General features: G+C 41.8%; 25 protein-coding genes. 13 read left to right on the top strand and 12 right to left on the bottom strand.

From position 1 onward, the window contains the following. Positions 1-83: 83 nt before the first annotated feature. Positions 84-851: a YbaY family lipoprotein gene (locus EFE42_RS09215; protein ID WP_158599225.1), complete on the bottom strand. Its 768-nt coding sequence runs from the start codon at positions 849-851 to the stop codon at positions 84-86. A gap of 192 nt (positions 852-1043) precedes the next feature. Here EFE42_RS09215 and EFE42_RS09210 point away from each other — a divergent pair, with 192 nt between their 5' ends. The 5 genes from EFE42_RS09210 (at position 1044) to EFE42_RS09190 (ending at position 3341) form a co-directional block, all read left to right on the top strand. Then, positions 1044-1727 carry a DUF169 domain-containing protein gene (locus EFE42_RS09210; protein WP_123136954.1) on the top strand — a complete coding sequence of 228 codons (684 nt, stop codon included), beginning with the start codon at positions 1044-1046 and terminating at the stop codon, positions 1725-1727. A 222-nt stretch (positions 1728-1949) separates the two neighbouring features. Continuing rightward, positions 1950-2393, top strand: coding sequence for a hypothetical protein (locus tag EFE42_RS09205; protein ID WP_148039274.1), 444 nt, complete (start codon positions 1950-1952; stop codon positions 2391-2393). Positions 2394-2424: 31 nt separating this feature from the next. Continuing rightward, the gene (locus EFE42_RS09200) at positions 2425-2712 is read left to right on the top strand and encodes a hypothetical protein (RefSeq protein WP_123136952.1); all 288 of its coding nucleotides are present in this window, start codon (positions 2425-2427) and stop codon (positions 2710-2712) included. A 40-nt stretch (positions 2713-2752) separates the two neighbouring features. Continuing rightward, complete coding sequence (locus EFE42_RS09195) at positions 2753-2989, top strand: hypothetical protein (protein ID WP_233564800.1); 237 nt, start codon at positions 2753-2755, stop codon at positions 2987-2989. A gap of 34 nt (positions 2990-3023) precedes the next feature. Beyond that, on the top strand, positions 3024-3341 hold the full coding sequence (locus EFE42_RS09190; protein WP_123136951.1) for a winged helix-turn-helix domain-containing protein: 318 nt from the start codon (positions 3024-3026) through the stop codon (positions 3339-3341). A 4-nt stretch (positions 3342-3345) separates the two neighbouring features. On the opposite strand, the gene pncB is transcribed toward EFE42_RS09190, so the two are convergent. After that, entirely contained in the window at positions 3346-4572 is a 1227-nt protein-coding gene (gene pncB, locus EFE42_RS09185) for a nicotinate phosphoribosyltransferase (protein ID WP_123136950.1), read from the bottom strand. A gap of 144 nt (positions 4573-4716) precedes the next feature. Next, positions 4717-5829, bottom strand: coding sequence for an IS200/IS605 family element RNA-guided endonuclease TnpB (gene tnpB / locus EFE42_RS09180; RefSeq protein ID WP_123136949.1), 1113 nt, complete (start codon positions 5827-5829; stop codon positions 4717-4719). 197 nt (positions 5830-6026) lie between these two features. Here tnpB and EFE42_RS09175 point away from each other — a divergent pair, with 197 nt between their 5' ends. From EFE42_RS09175 to EFE42_RS09150, 6 genes are all read left to right on the top strand, one after another. Further along, on the top strand, positions 6027-6260 hold the full coding sequence (locus EFE42_RS09175; RefSeq protein WP_199724122.1) for a hypothetical protein: 234 nt from the start codon (positions 6027-6029) through the stop codon (positions 6258-6260). A gap of 75 nt (positions 6261-6335) precedes the next feature. After that, positions 6336-8780, top strand: coding sequence for a U32 family peptidase (locus EFE42_RS09170; RefSeq protein WP_123136948.1), 2445 nt, complete (start codon positions 6336-6338; stop codon positions 8778-8780). A gap of 75 nt (positions 8781-8855) precedes the next feature. Further along, positions 8856-9899, top strand: coding sequence for a permease (locus tag EFE42_RS09165; RefSeq protein WP_123136947.1), 1044 nt, complete (start codon positions 8856-8858; stop codon positions 9897-9899). Between the two features lie 11 nt (positions 9900-9910). Beyond that, positions 9911-10618 carry a metallophosphoesterase gene (locus tag EFE42_RS09160; RefSeq protein ID WP_123136946.1) on the top strand — a complete coding sequence of 236 codons (708 nt, stop codon included), beginning with the start codon at positions 9911-9913 and terminating at the stop codon, positions 10616-10618. Positions 10619-10648: 30 nt separating this feature from the next. Then, positions 10649-10879 (top strand): thioredoxin family protein, encoded by a 231-nt coding sequence (locus EFE42_RS09155; RefSeq protein ID WP_123136945.1) that lies wholly within the window; start codon positions 10649-10651, stop codon positions 10877-10879. Between the two features lie 13 nt (positions 10880-10892). After that, on the top strand, positions 10893-11255 hold the full coding sequence (locus tag EFE42_RS09150; protein ID WP_123136944.1) for a putative zinc-binding protein: 363 nt from the start codon (positions 10893-10895) through the stop codon (positions 11253-11255). A 56-nt stretch (positions 11256-11311) separates the two neighbouring features. Here the strand turns inward: EFE42_RS09150 and EFE42_RS09145 are convergent, their stop codons facing one another. Next, positions 11312-11848, bottom strand: coding sequence for a carbonate dehydratase (locus EFE42_RS09145; protein ID WP_123136943.1), 537 nt, complete (start codon positions 11846-11848; stop codon positions 11312-11314). Positions 11849-11957: 109 nt separating this feature from the next. Here EFE42_RS09145 and larB point away from each other — a divergent pair, with 109 nt between their 5' ends. Then, positions 11958-12773: a nickel pincer cofactor biosynthesis protein LarB gene (gene larB, locus EFE42_RS09140; RefSeq protein WP_123136942.1), complete on the top strand. Its 816-nt coding sequence runs from the start codon at positions 11958-11960 to the stop codon at positions 12771-12773. Further along, positions 12770-13954 (top strand): nickel pincer cofactor biosynthesis protein LarC, encoded by a 1185-nt coding sequence (larC, locus tag EFE42_RS09135; protein WP_123136941.1) that lies wholly within the window; start codon positions 12770-12772, stop codon positions 13952-13954. Before larB ends, larC begins: the two co-directional genes overlap by 4 nt. 43 nt (positions 13955-13997) lie before the next feature. On the opposite strand, the gene EFE42_RS10565 is transcribed toward larC, so the two are convergent. From EFE42_RS10565 to rrp4, 8 genes are all read right to left on the bottom strand, one after another. Then, positions 13998-14138: a hypothetical protein gene (locus tag EFE42_RS10565; RefSeq protein ID WP_158599224.1), complete on the bottom strand. Its 141-nt coding sequence runs from the start codon at positions 14136-14138 to the stop codon at positions 13998-14000. Positions 14139-14229: 91 nt separating this feature from the next. Further along, on the bottom strand, positions 14230-14472 hold the full coding sequence (locus tag EFE42_RS09130) for a KEOPS complex subunit Pcc1 (protein ID WP_123136940.1): 243 nt from the start codon (positions 14470-14472) through the stop codon (positions 14230-14232). A gap of 2 nt (positions 14473-14474) precedes the next feature. After that, the gene (locus tag EFE42_RS09125) at positions 14475-14927 is read right to left on the bottom strand and encodes an rRNA maturation protein (RefSeq protein WP_123136939.1); all 453 of its coding nucleotides are present in this window, start codon (positions 14925-14927) and stop codon (positions 14475-14477) included. Between the two features lie 4 nt (positions 14928-14931). Continuing rightward, entirely contained in the window at positions 14932-15069 is a 138-nt protein-coding gene (locus EFE42_RS09120) for a DNA-directed RNA polymerase subunit P (protein WP_013037265.1), read from the bottom strand. Positions 15070-15074: 5 nt separating this feature from the next. After that, positions 15075-15362 (bottom strand): 50S ribosomal protein L37ae, encoded by a 288-nt coding sequence (locus tag EFE42_RS09115; protein WP_123136938.1) that lies wholly within the window; start codon positions 15360-15362, stop codon positions 15075-15077. Between the two features lie 43 nt (positions 15363-15405). Then, the gene (rrp42, locus tag EFE42_RS09110; protein WP_123136937.1) at positions 15406-16200 is read right to left on the bottom strand and encodes an exosome complex protein Rrp42; all 795 of its coding nucleotides are present in this window, start codon (positions 16198-16200) and stop codon (positions 15406-15408) included. Beyond that, on the bottom strand, positions 16178-17059 hold the full coding sequence (gene rrp41, locus EFE42_RS09105; protein WP_123136936.1) for an exosome complex exonuclease Rrp41: 882 nt from the start codon (positions 17057-17059) through the stop codon (positions 16178-16180). The genes rrp42 and rrp41 overlap by 23 nt, the downstream gene beginning before the upstream one ends. Positions 17060-17109: 50 nt before the next feature. Then, positions 17110-17877, bottom strand: a complete 768-nt coding sequence (gene rrp4, locus EFE42_RS09100; protein ID WP_123136935.1) for an exosome complex RNA-binding protein Rrp4 — start codon at positions 17875-17877, stop codon at positions 17110-17112. Positions 17878-17888: the final 11 nt, after the last annotated feature.

Below are 17888 nucleotides of genomic sequence, written 5' to 3'. Positions count from 1 at the left end.
TCAAAAACTATTAACTAAACTCACCTTTCCAATGAGCCAGTTATAAACGGGAGTAGGGATCCGGAAAAAGAAAAAGTGATTACTTATATTAAAGTAACCAGTGTCGCCTGAGCAATCGGCGGTATACTTGCTGTCATAGCCGGTCCGGCGAAAACCCTGACAGCCATACCTTCTTCCAGGTTATTCACATCATAGAGGCCACCAGCAGGATCCTGTATCACCGTCTCTTCGGATATCACGAACTTAATCCCCCTGTCATGTCCTGACTCCGTTATCTCCTGGCTTTCAACCAGAATCATCGGAAATGAAGAATTTAAATTAATAGAAGATATAGTACCGTTAAATTCCAGAAGTTGTCCGGAAGTTCCAGAATTATCTTCGATTAATTCAACAGGCACTTCAACAACACTTTCCACACCTGAATATGGCACATCAACGCGTTGAGTTGATAGATAATCGCCTGGAGAAATCGCACCGTCCCCGTCAACATCCACATGTGCAGAGAGGGAATAAATGTGGTTTTCCTGGAGTGTACCATAGCTGATTTCAAAGGGAATATCCGAATCAGTAATATTATTACGGGAAACATTTTCAAGAGTTGTTTGACCGATCACTGTTGAAGGAGCGTCTGCAAGACTTACATCCTCAATTGTAATGCTAACAGTAACGTTGGAAAATGGTTCTTCCAGTGAATCAAAGGTAACTACTCCATCAATTGTATTTCCGGTTTCTTCTGAAATAATCACTTCTTCGTCGTAGTTACTGATACTTACATAATTTATGGCCACAAGACCGGCAACTGCCAATACAAGAACCAGAATAATACCTATAAGGACATTAATTGTTTTCATATTCATACCTCTTAACATGCAGATAGGGGGAGAGAATATATAGCTACCTTTAACTGCGAACCAATTTGAAGTCTAATGATATCGTTTTTAGACCAAGTCCCAGTTGTGCAATGAAAATGCAAAACTTATATATTAAGCAGTAATGTGCCATGAATGTAATATCTTCATAATTGACAAACAAGGAATACAAAAATGAAAATTGAAGAAATAAACCAGATGGGAAAAGAATTGAAAGACCTGTTAAAGCTCAAAAATCCACCGGTAGCTGTTGGGCTTGTGCCAGACACGCATGAAGTACCTGAAGGTATCAATAAAATTGAAGAAAAAATGAGGCACTGCCAGATGGTGGACAAAGTTCGCAAAGAGGGAAGTGAATTCTATGCCCTGGTGGATGATCAGAAATGCAAAGGCGGTGCAGCTGTCATGGGACTACAGGAAATGGCACCCAAACTTGCCAACGGGGATGTCTATTACAACTTGAACCGGTATAAAACAATCAACTCCGCAAGACGTACTATGCAACAGGTCCCCAGACTTAAAGCAGGGTCCACAAAAGCAATACTATATGGCCCTCTGGACAAGGTGAGCTTCATCCCGGATGTGGTACTTGTTATCGATACCCCTAAAAAGGCAATGCAACTCTCACAAGCCCTTTTACACCGTTTCGGTGGCCGTGTGAATGCAAGCTTTGCGGGAATCCAGAGTCTTTGTGCTGACGGGGTTGTCCAGCCTTATAAGGATGGACACATAAGCGCATCCCTGGGGTGCGGAGGAAGTCGAAAGTATGCCAATGTTGCAGAAGATGAAATGATAATCGGCATCCCTGTGGAAAGGCTGCATGATATGATAGAAGCAGCTCATGAGATGTTTGGCTGAAATCTTTGTACCTTTTACCTCTCGAAAATGAAGTGTCATCTCTACGCCATAAAATCACTTCACTTCACTTCACTCTTTTTAATTGATAGTAAATTTTGTTTTTTACATTTCAGTTCTATTTGGCAAGACGATTCACATTCGTTAACTATAAATATACGTAAGTACACATTCATATGTGTAACAAATAGATTACACATGTATACAACAGAAAAGGTGATGGAAATGGAAAATAAAACAATTGTAGTGCTTGCAGGAACCCTTCTTATCGGCATAATGCTGATAGGGACCGTTTCAGCTCAATGGGTTAGTAGCGGATATGGAATGACCGACTCCCGATACAGTGATGATGGAGATGGAGCAGGTTATTACTGCAACTATGGCTATTATTCAGCTGAGGATGCAACATCAGTGATTACCGAAGATGAAGCAATCTCACTTTTTGAAGAAACTACAGGCATCGATGTAAACGATGAAAATGTTTATCAGATGGGACGCTGGTTTGTAATCAACTACGTTGATGAGGACGCTATTAAACAGGGACGCGTAGATTCAATAACAGAAGATGTAATCGAGGATTTTTCGGCCTATGCACCGCAGGAATCCGATGAATACCAGAACAACTACAGGTACCAGAGAGGAGCCGGTGGCTGCATGGGCTACCGTTAATCCTCCTTTTTTACAGAGGTGACACAATAACATGATGTATGGAAATATGATGTATGGCACAGGTTTTGGCACAGGTTTTTCCATATGGGGAATGATACTAAATTTCCTCCTGATCTTACTAGTCATAGGCTTCGTTGTTTCACTTTTGAACCGAGGTGACACAATGTGTTGTGGCAGCCATAATAAGCCACACAATGATAATATAAATACTGAAAGCCAGAATAAAGCAGACACGGAGCGTTTAAACAGGCTGGAAAATGAGGTCAAAGATACAAAAAGGATGATTGAAGAAATAAAAGATAAATTTGATGAAGTCTAATTATTGGACAAATGAATCTTTTAATGGGTGACATGATAACATGATGTATGGGAATATGATGTATGGCACAGGGTTTTCTGTATGGGGAATGATACTAAACTTACTTCTTATCCTGCTTGTAGTTGGTGCTGTTGTCGTGCTTTTAACACGCAGTGGTGCCATAAATTGTGAAAGCCAGAAAACAGCAGACATAGAACGTTTGAACAGGCTGGAAAATGAAGTAAGGGACACAAAAAAGATAGTTGAAGAAATCAAGGATAAACTTGATGAAATATAATTTGGTTTAAACGTTAGTATAAAGGGTACAACCCATGCAAAAAAAACTCCAGGGAATTGTCAGCCTTGGCGAAGCTCTATCACATCCCCTGCGACTGAAACTCATATGTATGCTTGCAGACAGGGAATGGTATGTATATGAGCTTGCCAAAGAACTAGATGTTTCCAGGCAGGTACTGTATCTTCACCTGAAACGCCTTGAGAAAGCCGATATCGTTGAAAGTGATCTTCGACTGGAAGAAGATGATATGCGTGCCAAGAAATTCTTTAAGTTAAAGGAATTTGATATAAAATTGGACGTTAATGACCTTAAAAACATCTTTGAGAACGAAACAATCCCAAAAAAGAATTGATCCTTCATTCCTCATCAAGCCCTTTTGTGCCGAATATATAATTGGCAACCCTTACAGCATCCCTGTCTCCTGTTACTTTCTCCTCTGAATCACTGAGTTTGACAACAGGAATTCCATTGATTTTATGCAACTTGATCACCATATTCAGGGGAGGATTTTCCTTGAAGAATCCTGAGTTATTGGTCAGGCTTGTACCTATACCGAAACTGCATTTGATTTTATCCTTACAATATTCCTGTATCCTGATTGCATCTTCGGCTTCAAGGGAATTACTGAACACGGCCATTTTCTGCGAAGGATCAATTCCAAGAGATTTGTAATGTTCAATTGCCTTGTCAATGAAAGTAAAAGGATCACCACTATCATGCCTGATACCATCATAAAGACGTGCCAGGCGACCATCAAAGTTGTTGAAAAAGGCGTCGCACCCATAAGTATCTGCAAGGGCAATCCCGAGCCTGCCATCATAAACTTTGACCCAGTTTTCAAAGGCAAATTTGTTGGCGTTGCGCAAACCCACAAGAGCAGAATTACCCATAATCCATTCATGGCCTATCGTACCTATCGGCCGGGTACCATATTTCATTGCAAGATATACATTACTGGTACCTGCAAAGCTGCGGGATCGACTTAAGGTTTCCACGACCCTATCGTGAAGTTCAAAACTGCGACGACGGCGAGTTCCGAATTCACTGAGTACACATCCTGCATTATCAAGTTTGTCGGATACTGCCTTTATCATATCTCCATATTTGTCCAGAAGATCGATCTTTGAGAGATATTTATCGGCCCAGTTATTTTCAATTGTCTCAAAATAAAGTTCGGAAACTGTAGCCATGAGCACGATTTCCCAGAGAATTGTACTGTGCCACGGCCCTCTGATACATATATCAAGATTATTGTCATCCGTCAGGGATATTTCAACCTCATCGGGATTAAAGCGATAATTCTGTAGATGGTCAAGATATGTATGTTTGAAAAATGGACAATTTTTTCCCAGCCAATGCCTTTCTTCATCCAGAAGGCGTAATTTGGGAATTTCTTCCCGGACGATATACTCAAGTTCTTCCTTAAACCGGGAATTGAAACGTTGATCTCCACGGTTTATGAAGCGATATTCTGCCTGTGCTTCAGGAAAAAGTTCAAGTACTGCCATTTGCATGGTCAGCTTGTACATATCATTATCAAGTATTGACCGGATCACCGTATTGCCTTCAGGTAATTGTAACATTTATTAGAGGAATAACAGCCCTTCTGTATTGCATTACAACTATTTAATGTGAACTACACCACGCTTACGCATGGTGCTTCCTGCTTCATTCTTTTTCCCAACGGAAACAAGTCCACAGGCTCTCCCCATAGTTCCTACGGTGCTTCAAATACCTATCAAATTCTGCTTATTTAAGGCAAACTTCTTAATGTTAATCGCAGCATTGACATCTCTGTCATGAGATGCACCACAATCAGGGCATTGCCATTGTCTTTCTGCAAGTGTAATCTTTTTGTTATGATACCCACAGACATTGCATATTTTAGTAGATGGCTCAAACTGTCCAATTCTCAATATGCTTTTGCCATGCCATTCTGCTTTATATTCCAATTTGGTTACAAAAGAACTCCATGATACATCACTAATGGATTGTGCAAGACAATGGTTTTTCAACATTCCAGATACGTTTAATGTTTCCAGTGCAATAGCTTGGTTTTCGCTAATTAATCTGGAAGTTAATTTATGCTGAAAATCATTTCTCTGGTTGCTTATTTTCTCATGAAGTTTTGCTACTGCTAACTTTGCTTTTTGTCTATTTGCTGAACCCTTTTTCTTTCTACTCAATCTTTGCTGTAAAACATTCAATCGTTTAATTGAATTTTTAAGATGTTTTGGATTTTCAATTTTCTCACCGTTAGACATAATGGCAAAATCCTTAATTCCAACATCTACTCCTATAGTTGTATCAATATCGAATACTTGTTTATCAGGTAATTCTTTACCATCATCTACAAGAATGCTAATGAAATATTTACCAGATGATGTTTTTGAGACTGTTGCAGTTTTCAAATCACCTTCAAAATTTCTATGTAACTTTGTTTTCACCCATCCGATTTTAGGCAATTTCACTTTATTCTTCTCAAAATCTATTTGATGATGTTGTGGAACAGAAAATGATTGTACCGGGTTTTTCTTTGATTTAAATTTAGGAAAACCTTTTTTCTCACGGAAAAATTTAGTAAAAGCATTATCCAGATTAAGAGTAGCACCTTGCAATGATTGAGAATTAACTTCTTTCAACCATTCAAACTCCTTTTTCAACATTCGAATTTTCCCATTTAATTCAAATCTTGAAATCGATTTGCCTTCCTGTTCATAAGATTTCATTTTATTTTCCAATGCCCAATTATAGATGTATCTACATGCCCCAAAATGTTTATGGAACATTTCAATTTGATTTTTATCAGGATACATTCTATACTTGTAAGCCCTCAACATCAGACAATATATTAGTTTTAATACTATTTAATCATTGTGTTAAACAACCATTGACGCATTCATCTCCTACCTTGCGGAAGGAGTCTTCTGCTTTAATAGATAAATGCCTTCGATGCATTGCACAGGAGATTGAACCGGAGAAGAGAAAGTATGGGAAAGGAAGAGGAGGAACTTGAGGGTGAAGGTTTTGATGACTTGTGTATCTCAAACGAATCGAAGGTACATGGTCTGCAGGAATAGAGCGATACATACACCATCCTGTGATGCTTACCAGTATTGCTGTAATCCTGCTGGTGCCATTGGGACTGCTCTCAGCCCGAATCCTCGGATTCAGCCCGACAATACAGACTTTCACCGCCTTTGAAACCATTGTAGCAAATCTCTGCTGGCTGCCTCCTGTTGTCGGGTGGATGGTTCAAAGGAAAAAGTGAATCTCTCGAAGCATTCATATAACTTGTACTGTTCTGTTGCATAAAAAGACGAACTGCAACGGAAACTAAAAAACTATGGCCAAACATCCTGAAAAAATTACTCCCCCGGAAATACTGTCGCCTGTAGGAAATTATGATGCACTGCTGGGCGCTATCAAAGGAGGAGCTGATGCTATCTATCTGGGGGTTGGTGAATTCAATGCTCGTCAGGGTGCATCCAACTTTACACCCGAAGAGATGGAAAATGCAATAGATCTTGCCCATTTGCATGGAATCTCAGTATATCTGGCATTCAATGTACCGGTGAAAGAAACGGAACTCCAGGATGCAATCGATATCATAGACCGCGCCTATGCAGCAGGAATTGACGCAGTTATCATGAGGGATTTCGGATTTATAGACCTGGTCAAAAATAACTATCCTGACCTGCCCATACATGGGAGCACCCAGCTCAATACCAATAACACTGAAACTGTCAAATTCCTGGAAACACTTGGCCTCTCAAGAATAATCGTAGCAAGGGAACTTGACACTGCAGAATTGAAACACATCATTGACAGCACCGATATGGATATCGAAATCTTTGCCCATGGTGCTCTTTGTTATTCTTACTCCGGGCAGTGTTTATTTAGCAGCTTTGCTGCCAACCGGAGCGCAAACCGGGGGGCTTGTGCCCAGCCCTGCAGATGGAAATTCGACCTGTATATCAACGGCAAGAACATGAACCATCATATTGGCGGTGTATCTCCCATAAGTTGTGCTGAACTCTGCACCCTCCCAGGTTTGGAAGAACTTATCAACACAGGTATCAAAAGTCTCAAGATCGAAGGACGTATGAAAAGAGCTGAGTATGTGACTGCCAGTTCTGAAATATACAAAGAGGCTGCAGAGAGTATTTGCCAGGACAAAAAACCCGATTCTGACTGGTTGCAGGAAAAAGAAAACGATCTTGCAAAACTATTTTACAGGGGTTTTACCCGTGGTTTTGTACTGGGTGACAGGAACGTGACCCACCCAGAATACAGTTCCAGTTATGGGGCATTTCTGGGTAAGACACGCCGGGTAAAACGAAGTAAAAATGCTGCATCCATTAAGGTCAAATTAAACCAGACACTTGAAGTTAATGATGGGATAAGCATCCATACCAAGCAACGGATGCTTGGGTCAAAGGTTGAGAGGCTCACAGTTGACGGCGGGGATGTTGAGGTCGCAGAAAAAGGGAGTATTCCCTACATACATATCAGTCCTAAAACGGTAAAATCTGTAAAAACCGGGGACGATGTATACCTGAATACAGATGTATCCCTTCTGGAAGAAATGGGTGAAAGGGATGTTAAAAAGGTACCCGTGAATTTCCAGATACGTGCAGATACCGGCAGGCAACTGGAAATTACTGCTTCTGCAGGGGATATAGAGGTGCTTCATGTGTCCGATTATCTCATACAGAAGCCAAAAAAAGCCCCTACTTCTGTAGAACAGATTACTGACATAATAAAAAGACTGGGAGATACTCCCTATGTCGCAGATGAAATTGAGTTGAAAGGCCAGGAAGATATCTTTATACCCCTCGGGGAACTTACCCGGGCGCGTCGCAGTGTGGTGGAGAAACTTCAGGAGAAGCAACTGGAAATCTTCCACCGGCAGCCTAAAAACCCAGAATTACCAGCAGCCAAACACAAACCCGAAGACAAAATTCCACGAAAATTGCTCTTATCTGTAGAAGTGGCAGATATCGGGGGAGCAAAAGCAGCTGCTGACAGCGGAGCAGACATCATATATCTCCCTGCAGATCGATTCGACAAAGTCGAGAATGACAAAGACCTCTTTCTAAAACTTAAAAGAAATAATATTGAAATAGTATTCACATTGCCTGCTGTTATTCATGAGAAAGAACTCGAAGAATGGACAGGCATCCTTGGAAAAATAAAAACAAGAGGATATACTGTCGGTTGTGGTGATCCGGGAACACTCCGTTTGGCACACCAAATGGAAATTAAATGTGTTGTACTGAAAAACTTCACTGTCTTTAATTCCCTTACGGCAAATGTGTTACAGGCAAATGGTGGATCCCGTGTAATACTTTCCCCGGAACTTACCCTTGAAGAAATGAAGGATGTTGTGACGGCGTCAGATAATAATATCCAATTTGAGGCTATAGCATACGGCAGGCAACAATTACTTGTTACCGAACATGACCTGCTCAAACCTATTGTGGATAAAGGCTTCTATGATGAAGATAGCAATGCTTTCCTGCAGCACAAGAAGGCAGACAGGTACCCTGTTAAAAGGTGGAGAAACAGGACTGTAATCTATGATTCCCATGTCATCAACATGTTGAATAATCTAGATGACATGAAGAATGCCAGTATCGATGTTCTTCGCCTGGAGTTTTCACACGAAAGCAATCGGAAAATAGCGAGTGTGGTCTCGGATTTTAGGAATATTCTGGATGGGAAAAGTAAAAAAAATATTCCGGACTCAAAGGTATATTCCAGAGGACTTTATTACTCAGGCATATGAAGTGTTTCAATATAATTTGAAATGGATAGGTATTTATACCAGCATTTCAAATAATACTGAAATAGAGGTTTCACAATGCCTGACCAATCGTTAATTTATCATCTTGCTATTATAGGACTGGAATCTGTCCAGGAATATCTAGCATTACATGTACTGCTATGCCTGGTACCGGCCTTTTTCCTGGCCGGAGCTATAGCATCCCTCTTTTCCAAAGAATCTGTACTAAGATTCTTCGGTAATGAGACCCCAAGATACATTTCCTACCCAATCGCAGCAGTTTCAGGCTGCTTGCTTGCAGTATGCAGCTGTACTGTGCTGCCACTTTTTGCAGGGATCTATCGCAGGGGCGCAGGAATCGGGCCTGCAACTACCTTCCTGTTTGCGGCACCAGCAATAAATGTCCTGGCAATTGTCTACACAGCAAAAATCCTGGGATATGATCTGGGAGTGGCAAGAGCTGTAATTGCAATCCTTCTGTCAATTGCTATTGGACTTACAATGGCGGCCGTTTTCGAACGCCACAGGGAAAAAAAGGAAGGAATCAAGACGTTTGGTGGAGAAAGGCATGCTCACAGTGCATATCTTTTCCTTCTCCTTCTGGCAATCCTCGTTGTTCCGGAGATACTTACAGAATGGATCCCGCTGCTAGCCGTGGAAACTGTGTTTGTTCTGATAACAGTATTGCTATCATTCAACTGGTTCAGTAAAGAGGAATTGAAAGACTGGATGGCAGAGACATGGTTCCTGGTTAAACAAATTACACCTCTCCTTTTGTTTGGTGTTTTCTTTGCAGGTATTATGGTGGAACTGCTCCCGGCAGATTATGTGGCTGCAGTGGTTGGAGGAGCATCATTCGGTGCAAGTTTCATAGCGTCAGTAGCAGCGGCCCTGATGTATTTCTCCACCCTGACAGAAGTGCCTATAATCAGCGCCCTTACAGAACTTGGAATGGGAAGAGGTCCGGCCCTGGCAATGTTGCTTGCAGGCCCCGCACTGAGTCTTCCGAATATGATCGTTATCAGCAGGATAATGGGAGTGAAAAAAGCTTCCCTTTACATAGCTTTGGTAGTAACAGTTGCATCAATCGCAGGCCTTATATTCGGTCTTTATTTTGTATAAAGAGGTGAAATATGAAACTACTCGTGATTTCAGATATACACGGGAATATGAAAGCCCTGGAAGCTGCAATGGAAATTCCTCATGATGAGGTTATATGTCTGGGGGACCTGGTTGATTATGGGCCCTCACCCAGAGAGGTAATCGACTTCATGATGGAAAACAATATTCCCGTAATAAAGGGAAACCATGACAATGCAGTTGCAACAGGAATTGATTGTGGCTGCAGTTATGAAATCAAGCATCTTTCAATTGCCACCAGGGATTACACAAAAGACCAGCTGGATGATAGACAGCTGGATTTCCTGAAGAATCTTCCTGTAAAAATCGAAAAGGATTACAGAGGAGGCAGTGTATTATTTACACATGGAAGCCCCAGGTCTTTTTATGTGTATATAAAGCCACAAACACCTGATGCAGAAGTACAGAAAATGCTCGAAGGAGTTGAAGCGGATCTGCTGGTAGTCGGCCATTCACATGTTCCAATGACAAGGAATGTTGGAAATCTGACCATTGTCAATCCCGGATCAGCAGGACAGCCACGGGATGGCATACCCCGTGTATCCTGTGCGGTGTTGGATACAGATTCAATGGATTTCAAAGTATACCGTCTGGAATACGATATGGATAGCGTAGTGGACAAAATAAGGGAAAGGATGCCTCACTGTGATGAACTTATAGCAATACTGGAAAATGCAGGCGTGAACAAAAAAGAAAACTAACTAATAGGAAAAATTAAAGGAGAAAACCAAATGAAAATAGAAATTCTTGGAACCGGATGTGCAAAGTGCAAGAAGACCTTTGAAGTTGTCGAAAAGGCAGTAAAAGAAGCAGGAATTGAAGCCGAGATCACAAAAGTTGAAGATATAAACAGTATTATGGATTACGGTGTAATGATAACACCCGGTGTTGTGGTCAATGGCGATGTAAAGATTGCGGGCAAGATTCCTTCGGTCGATGACGTAAAGGAATGGATACAATAACCAGAGGGAAAATATGACCGATAATAACTGTTGTTGTTCCTCAGTCGTAGGAATATTCCCCTGTTCGGGAGCCTCCAACGTAGGACAGCTGGCAAATCAGGCAGCAATCGAAATGACCAAAAATGGCAAGGGAAACATGATGTGTACAGTAGGCATCGGTGGCCGTATTGCAGGCCTTATGAAATCAGCAGAAGGAGCTGATGACGTCGTGGCTATTGATGGATGCCCGCTAAACTGTGCGAAGAAAACCCTGGAAAATGCCGGGATCGATGTCAGTGAGCATATAATCATAACCGAACTTGGCATCAAGAAAAACAAGGATCTGGATCTCAAACAGGAACAGGTCAATGAAGTTCTTAAAAAGATCAATTCTTAAAGTCCAAAACTAGATTCTAATTTAATGGAAGGGGATTTACCTTCCATGTTTTTTGCTCAGGCACGATCCATCTTACGATAACCTTCAACAAGATCCAGGTTCACACTGGAAACTTTGTGCTTAAAATCCATTAGGCCCTGATCGACCAATGGCAATTCTGTGACATCTTTTTCGCTCAGCACCGTGCGGCCTACAGGCACATTTTTGGATGAAGGGAGACGGACGCCCTGCACTGTAGCATTATGAAGTACCACCACATCATCTTCGAGGACACTGTCAAATACTACCGCACCGAAACCTATGAAACACCTTTTACCCAGCTGGCACGGTCCATGCACGATACACCCATGAGCCAGTGAGGTATCTTCAGCGATAAATACTTTCGATCCTTCAACGCCATGAAGAACCACATTGTCCTGAATATTACATCCTTTTCCGATAACAATAGATGCACCCGGTTCATCTGCCCGTATTACAGCATTTGGTGCTACAAGGACATCTGCTGCTATCCTCACATTTCCCATCACAACGGCGCTGTCAGCAATCCAGGCACTATCATCGATTTGTGGTTTGTCTCCCGCTGGGTTTTTCATGATTATTTCTCTTGTTGTCCCTATAAGGAATAATTACAACTATAATAGATAGCCACATATATGAATTATATTGCAATATACAATTCATTACAGGATAGAGAGGTCAACAATGAATCTCAAAGATCTTCTTCAGAAATACAAAAACGGTAAAATCGGAATTGATGACACCCAGGCCTGTATCCGATCCCTGGGTTATGTTCCGGTATGTGATGTCGCCAACATCGATACCTTCAGGAAACACAGGACCGGCATCATGGAAGCAGTACTTGCAGAAGAAAAAACATCGGAAGATATTCTAAAAATTGCAAAAGCCCAGATTGAGGCAACGGGTCGTGTCCTTATAACCCGCCTTAGCGAAGATCAATCCTCATGTCTGGAAAATGAATTTGGCAGTGAATGGATAAATTGGGGAATCCATCACAGGACTGCAGCTGTGCATGACGGGACACCCATCGTAAAGACCGGAGGTGTTGTGGCTATAATTTCAGCCGGTACTGCTGATATCAATGTTGCAGAAGAAGCGCGGATGACGGCAGCGGAGATGGGATGTGAGACTGTGAAGATATATGATATGGGAGTTGCCGGTCTTCACAGGTTACTCAACGAAGTAAAGAACCTGGAATCTGACAAACCGGATGCTGTAGTGGTTGCCGCCGGCCGGGAGGGTACATTGCCAACCGTGGTATCGAGCCTTTTTGATGTACCTGTAATAGGCCTGCCTGTATCCACAGGATATGGAATCGGGGCAAAGGGTGAAGCTGCCCTATATTCGATGCTACAGTCATGCTCGGTTCTGTCTGTTGTTAACATAGATGCAGGTTTTGTTGCCGGAGCATTCGCAGGCAGAATCGCAAATACGGTTGCTGCTGCAAGAGAACAGACTGATTCAACGGTTATTGAGAATCAACAAGGCCGGTTATCATGAAAATTATACTATTCGATCCGTTCTCCGGTGCTGCCGGCGATATGATTATGGGTTCATTGATTTCACTTGGGGCTGATGGAAGCAAAATAAAAGAGACACTCGAATCAATCCTTGATATCTCAATGTTTTTTGAAAAAAAAATCAAACTGGGAATTGAATCTGTTGATGTCAAATTCAATATACCTGGCTTTGAAACTGCCCGCAGTTACCGGGAAATCAAGAATTTCATAAAGGGATGCGGCCTTGCTTCAGATATAGAAAACGATGCTATCAGTGTTTTCGGTATCCTTGCAGATGCTGAATCAAAGGTTCATGGAAAACCAATTGAAGAATTACATTTTCATGAAGTGGGACAAACTGATGCTCTTGCAGATATCATAGGCTCATGCATTGCAATCCATCAGCTGGGCACCAGAGAGGTACTTTGCCTACCTATAAATACAGGGACAGGAACGGTAAACACATCTCATGGGATCATGCCAATACCTGCCCCCGCAACCCTTGAAATATTAAAAGCATCGGGACTGGAATTTTATGGCAAAGGAAACACAGAACTCCTAACACCCACAGGAGCTGCTTTACTGGCACACTTTGCAAAAACCATCCCCTCTATTCCTGCCGGAAAGGTTCGGGATACCGGACACGGGGCAGGAGATATAGACACTGATTGGCCTAATGTGCTGCGTACTTTTATGATAGAAACAGAAAAATCCTTATCCAGGGATGAAGTGGAAGTACTTGAAACAAATGTAGACGATGTAACCGGGGAAGTACTGGGAAATCTTTTTGACCGTTTAATGGAAAATGGTGCTAAAGACGTATCCATAATACCTGCAACAATGAAAAAGGGAAGAGCAGGACATATCATCAAGGTTGTAACCCACTCACATCATGGTGAAGAACTTGCCAGAATAATCATGGAAGAAACCGGAAGTCTTGGCATCCGGGCCATCCCAACAAAGCACCGGTATATAGCAGACCGCAGGATGGGGACCGTTGAACTTGAAATTAACGATATTGACTATCAAATTGCAATCAAGATAGCCCATACACCAGACAGTGGCATATTACATATCTCAGCAGAATATGATGATTGTAAAGAGATCTCAAAAATGACCGGAATTCCGGTCAGGGAAATTATAAGAAAAGCCCAAACAAAGGCCAGGGATAAATATGAATGATTTTTGAATTCCATTACCCTTTAACTGCATGGGCCAACATAAATTAAACTTCGTCTTCTTCATTTGATAGGCGACTTCCCTCGTAATAATCCTGCTGTTTTGCTATTTTATTGAATTTTTTGCAGGCACGGACCCATAAACAAAGAGGCCTCTCACTGTTTTTTTTACATGTTTTAAGAGCCATAAACTCCCTCCAAGTTAAATTTGAACAATACTGGATTTAAAGTTTTTCACCGAATATGGATATCCAAAGTATGTATAAGACAGGATGAAAATTAGTTTGGGGATGTCAGAGTGACCATCTCGGATGCTACTTTGATCAGCCTATACCAGGTATTCAATGTGGACCTCATCGATATTAGGTCATCTGATGTAACTCTCATTATCAACTGATAGTCTTTGACATCTATTTCTATTGATGAACGGTCGGTAACCAATCTATCCAGTTCTGGTTTTACAGACAGATACAATGTGCGGGCATCAGGGGTTTCAATGATTGTTTCTGAATATGAATCCATACTTAATCATCCATTGTCTTGAACCCTTTTATCTTTAGATCGAATAGACTTTTGCCATTACAATAAAAGCTCATTAAGTCATCAGCTACCTGAATAGAACACCCGGAGTTATTATCACTCTCAGGTAATAATTCAACGAGCAATCCTGCCAATGTGCCCCCGCCTTTAATGGCTGGCATATTGCCCTTTGAAGAGGATTTTTTGGGCTTGTCATAAAATACAACATTCATCCATATGGATAATTGTTGTTGCCCTTCACTATCAAAAAATGTAAGACTTGCAGGATTGCCATGATATTGCCCTACAATAAGCAGGGTTTCAGTATCCATACCATACAGTATGTCCTCCAAACCACTTTTACCCCGTGTGACATACTCGCAGTGAAAAAAAGATGCAAGATACTTACAAAGGGTACGGGTTGGAGGTGAAGGAGAGCGTGATGAGGAAATTAACATCCTCTCACTCTGCTTTCAATGTCTTTATAGTGGTAGGTCTTCCTTTTACAAGAATGCGATTCCCACAATAAGGACAGCGTATTCCGGTGTACTGGTAGTCAATTTCAACTGCTCTTTTACACCGGGTACATTTATAATCCATATCTATTACTCAACCTGTTCTACTGCCTTTTTAACGGTTCTGGATATCGTTTTGCCCACTGAAGTGGATGGGGTGTAGGTACCACCTGCAAAGGTGTGGCCACATTTTTTGCATTCCCAGATACCTGTGCCGACCCTTTTTACAGTAGGCCTGTCACATTTTACACAGGTATGTGGCATATGTGTTCGTTCTTCGATATCTCCAACAAGTTTACGATCCTTACGACCGTATCTGGTACCGTACCTTCCTGCTGAACGGGAAACCCTTCCCTTTTTTGAATACTTTTTTGCCATGATAATTGTCTCCTTGGAGGGTATGATCTAAAAACCCTGTTACTCATATTTCCAATAAATACTTTTCTCGTATAATCTCGCCTTTTTCCTTCGCGATCTTACTTGCCTTAACAACTTGTGCCGGTGTCAAACTACCTGAACCACTTTTTTGCATTGAACAAATGGAACCATCCTGATTAGAGGATATGGCAATTCTTGTTTCACATACTGATTCTTCACCATAAGTGGGATCTAACACCATTTCATCACCAATCTTGATCAGTGATATACCCACAGGCATTTCACGCACAGGCATGGAGTAATCTTCACCTTTTCCTTCTCTTTCAGAAGGTACTGTTGTAGTCATAAGGGCAGCGATTGCACCCAGGGATGCGGCATCAAGTATATTTCCGGAATTATTCAGAACATGGACATCAATGAAAACCATCCATACCTCTTCGCCTCCCGTAATACAGAGCTTGTTTATATCTATTGCGCCAGATTCCCTTATGCCTCTATCTACAATCCTGGCCATCTCGATAGCTTTCTCTCTTGGAGGACCTGCTTCAAAGTCAGGCGAAGCAATTGGATTAAGTTCCATACTGGTAATGATAACTCCTTCTGCAGGACTATCGGGGAAAGGAGTACCAACCTGCATTTTGACACCCACCATTACCTGAGTATCCCCATACTGCACCATTGCAGAGCCTTCTGCCTTATCGATAATACTTGTTTCAAGAGCAATATCCCTTAGCTCATCGAATTGGCGACCGTCTTCACGTTCACCCTTGAGCATAAGGTTGTAAATATAATCCCTTTTGAGTCTGGAAATAACCTCACTGCCGCTCATCTTCTTCACCCTCATCCTCTTCGGTTACATCATTTTCATCCGCGTTTTCTGCTTCAGATTCTTCATTGTCGAATGAGTCATCCCTTTCTTCTTCTTCTTCCTCTTCTTCTGATTCAGGGACTTCTTCTGGACTTTCCTCTTCAGCTTCTTCATCCTCATTCCCATATCTGGAAACAAGGGCTTCACGCTGAATTTCAAGAATTTGCTGGCAGCCTTTTTTAACCATCTCCAGGCCTTCTTCAAGTTCTTCAGGAGTAAGGTGGCCATCCATCTGGAGAAGAGTTATTTCCCCATCCTGGGTCATTGCGACAGGAAGATCAGCCTGACCATAATTATCTTCTGGTTTGTTGAGATCAAGAACAAGCTGCCCATCAACTTTGCCTACTGCACAGGCTGAAACAAGCCCTTTCATGGGTATGCCAGCATCTGCAAGAGCAAGTGTTGCTGCATTGATAGCAGCGGTCCTGGTCCCTGCATCGGCCTGTAATACTTCTGCGAATACATCTATTACAGCACCGGGATAATATTGTGTCATCACAACAGGTTCAAAAGCTTCTCCACTGACTTTAGATATCTCAGTACTTCTTCTGCTTGGACCCGGTCTTATCCTGTCTTCCACAGAAAAAGAGGCCATATTATACTTGTATCGCACAAGTACTTCATTGGGTTTCTGCATCCTTCTCGGGTGCAGTTCACGGGGGCCATAAACTGCTGCAAGCACCTTATTATTTCCCCATTCAAGGTAACATGAGCCATCGGCTCTTGAAAGCACACCCATCTCTACTTTCATGGGTCGGATCTCATCAACACGCCTTCCATCAAGGCGGAGACCCTCATCATCAATAAAACGTTCCGGTTTATCACTCATTACAAGTTCTCCAAAATCCTGCTCAGTATATTAAATATTAAAAGGGCCGCTCAATTTTCATCTTCATCACTAAGCAGCACATCTACTTTTCGGCAAGCGTCTTCTGTGTAGTCCTTCTTACTACTGGTAAAGGGTACAGGTTTTTCCTTTTCCTCTATTTCATCGGATTCTTCGTAACGCAGGAAAGCACTAATATGGTTGGTCAATCCTGATGTGTGGGATTTATTTTCGATAATCTCTATGGCCTGTGTCAGCCTGTTCATATCCTCATCTTTACCCTTTAACCATATCCTTCCGTTTTGTCCTATGAAGATGTCACAATTGGATTCCTTTTTGAGCATTGAAACCATGGATCCATTATGCCCGATGATACGTGGAACCTTCGTAGTGGATACATCTATAATCCTGCCTTCATCCAGACGGCGAAGACCTCGATCCTTCATTGAAAGTTCCACTTTCATGGAAGTATTAACATCTTTTATACGCAAAATCGCACAATCCCCGATGCCTATTTCCTTTCGCATCATTGAACTATCCACCCTTTTGGGATATTCAGATACATGAAGAAGTCCGTCATAAGGGGAGCCGATGTCAAATATCCAGTTGGATGAAGTGACTTCTATTACATAACCGATCACATAATCCCTGGGGGACGGTATGTACTTACCTGAAAAAGGAACAACTGTTACACGATTTTTATCATTGGCTACCCCGTAGAACAGTGAGTATACTTTGCCTTCATGTACATACGTACCTGTTCCAGCTTGCTTTTCATTTTCGGAAAGCATCTGACCGGGATAAACGATTTTGCGTTTCATCCTGAAATCTC

The sequence above is a fragment of the Methanohalophilus sp. RSK genome (genome assembly GCF_003722075.1).
In the GTDB taxonomy this organism is placed as follows: Archaea; Halobacteriota; Methanosarcinia; order Methanosarcinales; family Methanosarcinaceae; genus Methanohalophilus.
This window is presented reverse-complemented; position numbering and strand designations above follow the sequence as displayed.